Origin of the sequence: Anaeromicropila populeti (assembly GCF_900112775.1) — a bacterium.
GTDB lineage: Bacteria > Bacillota > Clostridia > Lachnospirales > Lachnospiraceae > Anaeromicropila_A > Anaeromicropila_A populeti.
This window is the reverse complement of record NZ_FOYZ01000016.1, coordinates 76,358-88,768: the sequence shown is the minus strand read 5'-3', so window position 1 is coordinate 88,768 and position 12,411 is coordinate 76,358. Positions and strand designations below refer to the sequence as shown.

Genomic DNA, 12,411 nt, shown 5'->3' with positions numbered 1-12,411 from the left:
AAATATCATTCTCCATTAATAACTGTTTATTTTCTTTACGAAGGCGAATCAACTCATTTTCTTCGTCAGTTCTGTTATCTTTAGCCTTAAAAGAACCTGTATTACCATAGTCATTTGTCCATTTCACTACTGTTGATTTAGCCAGTTGATATTCTCTAGCTATTTCTGCTGCTGGTTTACCATTTTGCCTTAATGCGACTATTTGCTTTTTAAAATCATCGGTGTAATTTTTTACTTTTCCTGCCATGATAGTTATCCTCCATTTTTCTCATTATATCATGACCGAATATGATTTGTATAATTTATTATAACCTATTCAAGATGCAGTTTCCATTGGCATCGTATTCGTAGGTTGTCTCATTTCCATTGGCATCCACTGTTTTCATCAGTTCCCCAAACAGGTTGTACTCATACGACCAGGTATTTCCTAGCGGATCTTTTTCACTAATTAAATGACCCGCCTTGTCATACTCATAGCTGGTGGTATGTCCTAACCCATCCTTTACACTGGCTAATTTCCATACGTCATTATACGTATATAATTCATAGGTTTCGTCTGGAAAAATCTTTCGATGCAGTTTACCATTGGGGTAATATTCAAATCGAGTAATAGCACCTTCACTATTCATGATGGTGGTTACCTGGTTGGTGTGATCATACGTATAGGTTAATGAGGTATTGTCCGCCGCCGTGGTTTTTACTACATTTCCAGCAGCATCATATTCCGTACTAAGAGCAGTTCCATCTGGATTAATGGCTTTTGTCGTTCTTCCCTCCCCATCATATTCATAGGTAAGTTCACAGCCATCCGCATACCGTTCCTTGGTCAATAGATTATTGGCATATGCAAAGGTAGTAGTATTTCCTCTGGCATCGGTTCTGGTTGTTTGATTTCCAAAGCAGTCATAGGTAGTGCTTACTATGCCTCCAGCAGCATCCTTTTCCTCTATGACACGATTTAACGTATCATAGGTGTATTCCGTACGATTCCCTTCTTTATCCTTTACTGTTTTTACATTTCCAAAGTCATCATAAGTATAGGTTGTTTCATTGCCAAGATAATCTTTTTCAGCAACCAACATCCCTTTTTCATAGGAAAAATACTTTACTCCCTTTCCTTCCACCTTTTGCTCCAGAAGCTGTCCGTTTTCATTATACTTAAATTGTGTCTGAAGCCCTAACTGATCCGTCACCTTTGTCTGAAGATTTTGCTCATTATACTCATAGGTGGAAACACTTCCGTCACTTCCTGTAATTTGAATGACATTTCCATTGGAATCATAGGACATATGGGTTTCTTTCAAGAAAGCATCTCTTACCACCGTTCTGCGGTTTTCGGAATCATATTCATAATAAGTAGTATTCCCTTCCCCATCCTTTTCACTGACCAGATTTCCGTTCCAGTCGTATTGAAAATACGATGTGCTTCCATTCTGATCCATTTTCATTTCCACTAAATCCGCATAGTTGGTTTTAACTTTGATTACCTTTCCGTTTCGATCCGTAATGGTCACCACCGTACTACCCCATTGTCCATTATCTTCATAAGAAAAGTATGTTAATGGGGTATTGGCATCTGCATCATCTTGCGTAAGCACCCTGCCTGACTCGTCATAGGTATTGGTCATATAGGTGCAATTTTCTGAATTGGTGACGGTTACTATTTTACCATTCTCATAGGCATATGTGGTGGTTTCTCCTAGTGGATTGGTGATGGAGGTTAAATACTGATCCGTATACGCAAATGAAGTTTTTCTTCCGTAATCGTCACTTACCTCTGTAATCAATCCCTGACTATTATAATTCATAATAAGTCTTTTCCCAGATACAGGCTCAGTTACAATGGTCTGTTGTTCTAACTGCTCAAAAAGTACACTTCTGTTTTGTGCATCCGTAATCTTAGTTAACTTGCCGTCTTGATTAAATTGGAAAACATCTCTATTTGGTCCATAAAGAGTATATGTTCCACTTTCACTTCGCTCCAGCTTATACTTTGACATCCCTGCACTAATACAGCCAAAGGTTACTGCTCCTTCTGCATCTGCTTCTTCCAACATAATCGTACTATCAATAATTACCCCATGAACCGTCCTGTTAATGGCATTTTCAGGAATAAACGTAATATTGCTGGAAGGTGACCAGTACAATTCTACCATTCCATCTTTTTCTTTCAAAAAGGTTTCATAGTTGTGGCTCCAGCCATATCCGAGCTGTCCTTTATTGTCTGTAATCATTGAATTATATTCCAAATCCAGTGAAATGGTTGTTAACCCCTGTAATGCCAATGCCTCATAACTGTCTAGATACGCTCCTGTCGAATAGTCCACAGGATCTGCCCACGTATTACTTTCTGCTATCACCTTCTTAATTGACTTGGAAATGTGGCTTGGTATTTCATGAACCTCCACTTTTATTCCTTTATTTGCTCCCCATGATTCAACTGCTGTATCAACTAAATCATAGTATACCTCATCTGGATCTCCATCAGCAGTAAATGCCGTCTTATATGTTCCATAAATCACATCACCTGGCTCAAAAACACCAATCTCTATTGTTTCCCCCTCATAAACAATGGGAATACTTCTTGATTGATTTACACTATTAATATGATACGTTGCTGGTACCTCATCCTCATAAACTTCTGGGGTTTGACCCTCCTTAGGAAATACAATAACCTGACTTTTACTTCCTGGACTAGCATAATTTCCAAAAGTTGTCTTTAAGTTATAATATGTCTTACCAGAATCATTTTTTAATTGATATTGTACATAATATTGTTCATTAATATAGGCACTAGCTTGTGGCATAATACTAAGCACCAAACCCTTACCAGATTCTTCGATTTCTAAATTATAATCTGATTTAAAGTTAGCACTAACAGGTATATTAAAAGGCATTAGTGTTCCATTAAATGCAGCACTTAATTGATAAGATCCTGACTTATCTCCTTTTACATACCAAGATACACTTTCTCTCTGTTGTCCATAAATAGTTCCCATATCTTGCTTTAATGTCTGCTCCTGCTTGGTACCTGCAAAAGAAACTCCATCTGGCAATTCTAATGTTGCATTTGCATTTAGTATGGAAAAGTTAGCACTTGCATTATTTAAAACACCCAGCTCCACTGCGTAAATATCCTTTAACCATGAAATTCCCGCAGATGTATGAAGATATACTAATATCGGAACATCCTCTTCTCCATCGCCAGCATTTGAGGACGGCTTTTTCACTCTTTCTACATGAAGTGTCTCTATTACCGTTTGTTTATCTTCCTTCGGCTTATCTGTTTCTGAAGTATCTTCTATTACGTTAACTGTTTGTCCAATTACTTGAAATTCATACTCTACTGGTAGTGGCTGCTGTGCAAATGTCAAAGTAACCGAAAAACTAAAGCTGTCATAATTTTCTGGGTCTGACAAATCCACTCCTGCCTCAAGCATTTCTTGAATTTCCATCCTGTGCCAAGTTAGATCTCCTACCACCAAATCTCCACTTTGCAGAGTAATGGACATTTTCACATGACTCTCTGGAGTAATGGTCAACAAATCCTCCTTGGGAAGATAGCCTTGCTTATATGCCGCAACCTTATATGTTCCTGACTCTACACTAAGCTTTACATATCCACTATAATCTGCCCGATACGTTTCCGTTTCTCCCCCTAAAAGCTGAATACAAAAATACGCATACGGAATTGGATTATTACTTTCATCTACTACCCTTACTTTCGCACTTCCCGCATCTTCTGCCGGGTAAATCGTAACACTGGTGCTGGCAGATGCCTGATTTCCCTTCTCATCCTCCACCGTTAAAGTTACACTATAGACTCCATCCTTGTCATAGGTATAAACAGGCTGTGAACCATAAAGAATAGTTCCATCTCCCATATCCCATTTATACTTTACGATTCCTACATTATCAGTAGAAGCTGTACCATCAAAACCTAATTCCATTCCTACAATACCAGACAGATTTTCTGCAATACTTGCAACTGGTTTAATTACGTCATTATCAAGAGGGATTCCCTCCACCACATTGCTCTCACTGCAATTTCGACAGGAATCATAGAAACAAACCTTGTAGCTATAGGATATATTAGGAGTAACCTCCCAGTCATCATAAGAAGTTCCTGTTCCCTTTTTAATACAGCTATAATTTTCCTCACTCTCTACCTTTCGATAAATCTCAAAATATGCAAAATCATTTTCTTCTAGCTTTGCCCAGGATAACTCCATACAATAATCCTTTGGCGTTAGAATTACTTCTGGCGCAGATGACGCATCTGTATCAAGGGAATATTGATACGTAACATAATCACTTTGATTTCCATTTTTATCTGTTACCTTTACTCGGAAATCATACAAACCATCTGATAACTGCTCCGTCATCCATGTAGTTTTTAATAAATAACTTTTACCATCTACTGTTGAAGAGGCAATTACGTTCCAGCCTTCACTGCCTTCCGTTTCGCCTTTATACTCCAGCAAAATACTTCCCAGGCAAGAATTATCTAATGCCAAAATAGAGATAGACGGATTTTCCCCTACACTTGTTCCATTGGATGGGGAAAAGCTTCTAATTGCAGGTGCCTGCCCATCTGCTTGTACGGTAGCAACTACTTCCTCTGAACGTGCCCCTTCATTTCCTGCAATATCAACTGCTGAAATACAATAATAATACACACCCTCATACTCTACATCTGTATCATAATAATTTTTTGATGTACAATTTTCTTTTAATAAAGAATATTCTCCATTTTCTGATTGCTTTCTATAAATATGATAGGAACTGATATCTGTCTCTGTACTGCTATTCCAGGTAAGGGCTACATAACCATCTTGTCCTGTCACATGAAATTCACTGACTGGTTCAGGTGCTGTCCTATCAATTTTATACAGCGAAATAATTTCTTCCCCATTTATCAGTGCATTTTTATTACCTGCCAAATCATACGCTTCAAATTTTACATAGATATCACCCTCATCCAATTGGGAAATGTCCCAATCGTAATAAAGAGTCGTATCTGTTTCACCGTTTTGTGCTTCCACTGCTGCAAGCTCTGTCCATTCCACCTTATCTTTTGAGAAACTAAATACAACCCTATCGCATCCACAATTATCTATGACACGGGCTCCTAATTGTATTTTATTTTTATAGTAAGAAGATACGGGATAAATTCCTTTTATTACTGGTACGGATTCATCCGCAGATGTTGTAATGGCAACCTCCTCTGACGGAGTTCCCCGATTGCCCGTTTTATCGTAACCTACTACACGAAATGTGTACTCCGTATTAGCCTTAAGGTTCTGGACATACATGCCTAATGTATCGGAAACCGTTCCAACACTTGTAAATACATCTCCAAATTTCTGTTCCACCATAAAATAAGCAAAATCATCTTCTTCCACATCTGCCCATTTCAAAAGAACATTATTTGAAGTTGCTGTTACCTCTTGTATTTGAATTTTAGCAATTCCTGTATTGTCCAGGACAAAAATACCCATACTTCGTTCTGCTGTATTTCCACTTATATCAGTGGCCACTGCTTTTATATAATAAGTTCCATCTGCTATCCCTGTGGTGTCCCATTTAAAATAAGCCTTCCCACTTGTTTCAATTGTCCCAATCTTTATAAAATCAGGCTGGTCAGAAGCAACATAATATAAGTCAATGCTTTTTACTAATATATTATCCTGTGCCACTACACAAACATCTACCCAGCCACTTACTTTTCCTCCATTTGGCGTAATAGCTGTTATGGATGGTGCTTCTAAATCTGCTGCCACTGTTGCAAAAACAGCCTCACTAAACTCTCCTGTCTGAGTAAAGTCATCCATTCCTCTTATTTTATAAGAATACGTCTGCCCTACTATGCAAGTTCTGTCTAGAAAAGAAGTACCTTCTTGCTTTGTGACTGTTCCAATCAAATGATACTCTTCTGCATTTTCTTCTGCTCTGTAGATTTCATAACTTACACAGTCCTCACTTGCAGAATCTTCCCAGGATACTGTAACGGTTCCGTTATCTGAACTGGCACTCACCCCAGAAGGTGTGTCTGGACCCGATTTGTCAATTTCATAAATAACTTCTTTTACAGAAGTATTTCCTTCTATATCATATAAAGTATACCTTACCGTATAATTTCCTGACGCTAAATATTTAATATTCCATGTTGCTTTGGCATAATAAAAAGAATCATTATATTCTTGCTGTCCAATTGGCACCTGCACAATATCATACCAGACCTGATCCAAGCCGCAGTACTCAAAAGTCACTTTATTACCTGTTCCTGCTTTCTGAAATAAAACCTGTAATGTTACAGCATCTCCCCCAATTCTCTGCCCATCTTCGGGAAGCGTTGAATTAATAGAAGGATCCAGAATATTTCCCGTGACAGAAGTACTTAATTCAGAATAATTTCCTGAAGTATCAAAAGCTCTCACCTGATACTCATAGGAGGTTTCCTTTTGTACATCGGTATCCTTAAAAACATTATTACTAGTCACTGTTTTATAATATGCACCGTCGCGAAACACCTCATAGCCTGCTACTCCCGTATTATCCTGTGCATAGCTCCAGACTAAGGTAATAGAGCTGCCTGTTGCTGACTGAATTTCCAAACCTGACGGTACGGTTGGTGATTCTTCATCTTTTAAAGTAGCTGCATATACTTCCTCCGATGGCTCAGATAAATTTTTCTTTGCATCAAATGCATATATCGTATATCGGTATGTTGTATTTGGCTTAAGTGACATGTCTTTAAAATATGTCACACTGGTCCGGGCAACTTCTGTTCCATTCCGATATATGATATATCCCGTAACCATTTCATTATCCGTTGCAGCCGCCCACGACAACTGAACAGAATTTACAGAAATACTGTTTACAAGGACTCCTGTAACCTTGCTGGGTGCTTCTGCATCCTGCATTTCTTCGTTTAAAATATTACAAAGGCTATGTACATCTGCACTAAACGAATACGTGTCATTTACATTACGTGTTAAGGTTAATTTATTAAAGTGATTTGCTGTATTCTTAAAGGAAACCATCTGAACGTAATAAGTTCCCCATGAAGTTGGCTTACCACTTAAAATAGTTTCATGGTTACCCGAAGCAACAAATGCTGTGCCATTACTCGTTGTCTGCATAAAATCGCCCTGCACTTCCAACACACCATCTGTCAAATATCCAGTCTGATTATAATTGGTTGAAGATGTAAAGATATTTCCTACAAATACATAATCAGCTGTGTGATCCATTTTAAAGTACCCATAATAGGTAAAATTATTAGTACAATATAATTTACCCCCATTGATGTAAAGGGTACCACCCGATTGTATATAATTTTGAACCGAAAGACTAAACCCATTTAAGTCAGCCTGATACATGGCAGACAGACTTCCTTCTATTGTATAATCTGCTGTCAATTTTACGTTGGAATACAATACTACCGAGCCTCTCCACACAGTTCCGTTCAGATTGTTCAATGAGGCAATATATAATTCACTTCCAGATACCCTGCCATTTATCTGCGAAGCCTGTCCATTTACATATACTAAAGAACGAAAATTTACACCTTCTTCACTTACGTTATTAATTTCCAAGTTTTGGAAATGAGAAGCTGTTCTGCCACTGGAATAAAAATATACTGTTTGTAATTTATCTCCACTAAAAATAGTTTTATGCTGGTCAGAGGTATTAAAATTGTACCCACTAGAAGCCTCCTCTGAAAAATTACCTTTTACCTCCAAAATACCATTGGTCAAGTACGCTGTATGATCCTTAACCGATTCTGTGACAAAATCGCCTTGCACCAATACATAGTCTTCTGGCTTTGTCATATTCAGAATTCCCTTACTATCTGAAAAAACCTTATTATTTTCACTATCTACCGTATACTCCTGAATTCGATAGTCCCCTTGAACCAGAAGCTTACCTCCATTGACGAGAACCGTTCCTGCACTTTGATAGAAGTTACCCTGTATTTCTAGAGTATGACCATTCAGATCTAGTTCTCCTCCCACTAAATGATAATCTCCTCCTATCACCATATCTTCTTCTAGTTTTGTACCAAACATTCCATTATGAGCATACGTAATTTCATATCCATTATCGATAAGCTGATTACAGTAAATAGGCTGCATTGCCATAATACCATTTGGATACTTTTTATTGATCACTACCTTATTAAAATAAGAATTTATAGATGCTATTGTAATGGTTTGGAGTCCATCCCCACTAAAAATGACCGAATGGTTATTTGCTGCTTGAAAATCTGAGGATGAATTATGATATACTTGGGTGAAGTCACCCTTTAGTTCCATTACCCCATTTGTCAATACTACAACTCTGCTGCCTCCATATCTCTGATATCCTCCAAACACTGTATTTCCTTCCACCAGAAGATAGTCCTCTGCATTTCCCATGTAGAGCCCACCATATCCCGTAGTTGAGAAATTTCCTTTACAATAAAGCCTGCCTTTTATAAAATCCATATTAGATGTTATCTCTACAGAACCATTTACCGTTAAACTACATCCGCTTAAACCAAGATAACTATGAACCTTCAAATCACCTGTTACTTCCAAATCCTGTGTTAATGTAACTGTACTCATTACATACAGTGAACCATGAAGCAGATTATTTTCTGCCTCAAACCCAGTTAAAGGATAAATCAATCCCTTGACTTCTCTTCCATAATCATTTATTTTTCCTGCAACATACATCTTTTCAAAATACACATTTTCGTTTTCCAACTCTACATTTTGAAAAAGTAATGTAGTATTGGTACTACAGTTAATATTTTGTCTTTCTGTTCCATTAAATCGAACTAAAAAGCTTTCTGTTGGAGTAAATGAACTATTACCCCATATTGAGCCACTTATAAAATCTCCTTTTGCACAAAAAGTACCTGCTGTTAATAATCCACTCTGCTTCATTCCATCGGCATAGAAGTCTCCACGAACCTCAACGTAATCATTTGCATTTTGCATGACAAGCACACCATAGCTTCCACTATAGGCTGTATCTGATATTTTTCTCTGTATGCGGTAATCTTCTTCTACAATTAATTGTCCTCCATTTATCTTTACTATACCGCTGCTTTGAATTAATGTACCCTTTATACTTAATTTGTGCCCATTTAAATCAAGAGTTCCCCCAATTAAATACAAATCACCTTCTATCGTTTCATCTTGCGTTAACGTCCACCCCAATCTGGATTCTTCCCCGCCACTTTTACTAGTTATAGGATGTCCATTGTCAATCAGCTCATTGGCACGAATTTCATTTTCAAAATAAACTCCCTTCGCATTTTGTATTTCCAGTTTGTTAAATGTAGAATACAAATACCCAAAGCTTACTGTTTGTTTTTCAGAACCACTTAAAATTGTCTTATGTGATTCTGTGGCAACGAACTTATAAGTTGACGGACTAAAGTTACCCTTTATTTCAAGAATTCCATTTGTCAAATACCCCCAGCTGTATGTACCATATGTTAAATTTCCCTGCACAAAAACATACGCTTCGCTTTCTGTCATTTTTAAACCTCTGTTACCCGAAGAGCTATAAGTTATTCCCAATGACATATTTCCATAACAATACAGTTTTCCTTTTCCAATATCAAAATTTGCATTTGTTGCTGTAATAGATCCATTGACTATCAGGTTATAGTTATTTAATACCAAAGAAATTGCAAAATAGCTGGATATTAATAATAAATCTCCATAAATTTTCAAATCCCCAGTTAATTCATAGGATTGGGTTAATTTTATACTTCCATGATATTCATTATTTGCAAAGGATGTTGTATATCTTATTTCCAAAGAACCACCAATCGGTTTTCCTCCATCCTCCACCATTCCTTTTACAACGGTACTGCTTAGTGTAACGCCCCCTTCTGAGGTATTTGTCACCTGTAGATTTTGCAGAATTGGACCTGTAACAGACTGGCTGTCTGCCCCACATACTATAGTGATATGACTTCCAGCAGACTCAAAGTAGCCTTGAATATCTTTTTCTACTTCTAATTTACCATTCGTTAAATAGGTGACATGACTTTTAGTCGATTGCATGATAAAGCTACCTTGAATATGAACTCTGTCTTCCTCCTGCTCCATATCAAGAATACCGCTGCTGCTGCTATAAGTATCACCGCTTTTCGATTGTATCCGATAGTCACCTGTAACATGTAACGTACCACCATTAATATTGACTGTTCCACCACCCTGAATCAAATTACCTTGTACTTCTAAAACGTGTCCATTTAAATTTAATTCTCCTGATATCAGGTATAAATCTCCTTCGTAGACTTCATCCTGATTTAGTGTCCAGCCTACACTTTCTCCATTGTTATACTTGCATATATTCCCATTTGTAATTAATGTTGCTATATTTACAGCTGTCTTAAAAAATACTCCCTCGTTTTCATTTTGAATTTCAACAATATTAAGCTTACAATTCATAGAATCAAAACTAATGGTTTGTAGTGCCGTTCCACTTAATATCATTTTGCTATTGCTGTAACAACCTACCCCACTGGAGGATGCCCCAATTTGCGTTACATCACCCTTTACCTCCAAAATTCCTTCATAGCCAGAAAGATACCCATTTAGCTCTAAATTGTGATTTACACAAATATAGTCATTGGCACTGGTCATATTTAATCTTCCATAGACAGTTTCTGTCATATTGTCACAACTAAAAGAACCATTTTCTGGTGTTAATGTTCCACTTATTGTAACATTACCATTTACAATAAGAGAGTGTCCGTATAAATATAATTTGGAATTTATTGTCAGCTCTCCGTTTATTTCTATATCTGAACGCAAAGAGGTTTCAACATCTACAATCACATCTGCATTTATAACATTGTTTTCTGGTTTTGTTGTATACAGTAAACGAACTTTCCCTTCCAAGGTATTTCCATTGGTTTTCAGACTATGTGTAATGGGAATTGGAGTCTTAAACACAACTCCAGCCTGATTTGTAATTTCCAGATTAGAAATATAATTTTGATCTGCTAACGCTCTCAAAATATTTACTGTCTGAATGGTAGTTCCACTTAACAAAATCTTATGGTTTTCCCCGGGGCTAAAGGCTTTTGGATTTGATAAAATGTCTATGTCCCCTTTTACTTCTAGTAGTCCATTGGTCAGATTATTTACACTTAATGTACGACAGCAAAAATTACCTTCCACCACTACATGGTCATTTTCATTTATCATTTCTAATATACCAAGACTATCGCCATACGTCTTTGTTTCTCCAGCTGTCAGCCTTGTTGCTAAATAACAATCTCCTTGAACGGTTAATGTTCCGTTATTAGGAGACACTTTTCCCTGGTATTGCACAAGGTCGCCCGTTATAGTAAGAGAATGTCCATTTAAATCTAGATCTCCACCCTTTAAAACCAAATCGCCAGTTATGGTTTCATCTTCTGTTAATGTCCATCCAAATGTTCCCTCATCATAGGTTAAATAGGTAATATTCGTCCCATTTCTATTTATGCTTTTATAATAAAGCATTCCATCTACTAGAATACCCTCCGGATTATTTAAGGTAAGCACATTAAAATAACTTCTTTCATTTACAAACTTAACTGTCTGAGCTGTGGTTCCATTTAAAATAGTTTCAAATGTATTATAGGGATAGAATCCACCATAATAATAGGTAAACTCTGCATTTCCCCCTATTTCCATTACCCCTGCACTTAGCACAGAAGAGGAGCTTCCAAATGATAAATTACCTGCTATTGTTATCTTATCTGAAGGATTCGTTAAATTTAAATACCCGTTGGTATCCGTTTTAAAGTTTCCCTCACAAAGTAAATATCCTCTGTTCACTACAATAGTTCCACTATTTACAGTGACATCTCCATGTACCATTAAACGGTATCCTTGAAGGTCTAATTTACTCCCCGACGTAATAATTACATCTCCTACCTCCATATTCTCCGTTAAGGTTAAATTAGAGGTGATTTTTAACTCCTCATACACAACCGCAGATACTTCATTGCTTGTACAAACTACCGCTCCTTCCGTATCCTTTGCCTCTACCTTATAAAGATAATTTCCAGCTGTCGAAACAGTATCTTCATAGGTCAGATCTGTTATATTCTCAATAATTAATTCATTGTTTCGATATACAGAATACGTATAGTCGGATTCTGCTCCATCTATTACACTTTCCCATTGAAGGGTCACTGCTTTACTTGTTGTTTTTACACAGGAAAGAGTAATCTGAGATATGGTGCTCTCAAATAATCTAGCTTGTGCTGGCATTGGCTCTTCATATTTCTTATCAGATCCTTTTATTCCTACATAATCTAATGGCTGTGCAAATGCCATTAGGAAAGCCATTCCAAATGAAAGGACTCTGGTTGCTATTTTTCTTTTATTTTTTATGTATTTCATA

General features: G+C 37.0%; 2 protein-coding genes. Both read right to left on the bottom strand.

What is annotated here, in order from left to right:
• Nucleotides 1–247 (bottom strand): transposase (locus tag BM305_RS16335; RefSeq protein WP_143099203.1); only part of this gene is annotated, 247 nt, incomplete at its 3' end.
• A 58-nt stretch (nucleotides 248–305) separates the two neighbouring features.
• Entirely contained in the window at nucleotides 306–12,410 is a 12,105-nt protein-coding gene (locus tag BM305_RS16330; RefSeq protein WP_092563265.1) for a fibronectin type III domain-containing protein, read from the bottom strand.
• Nucleotide 12,411 lies beyond the last annotated feature (1 nt).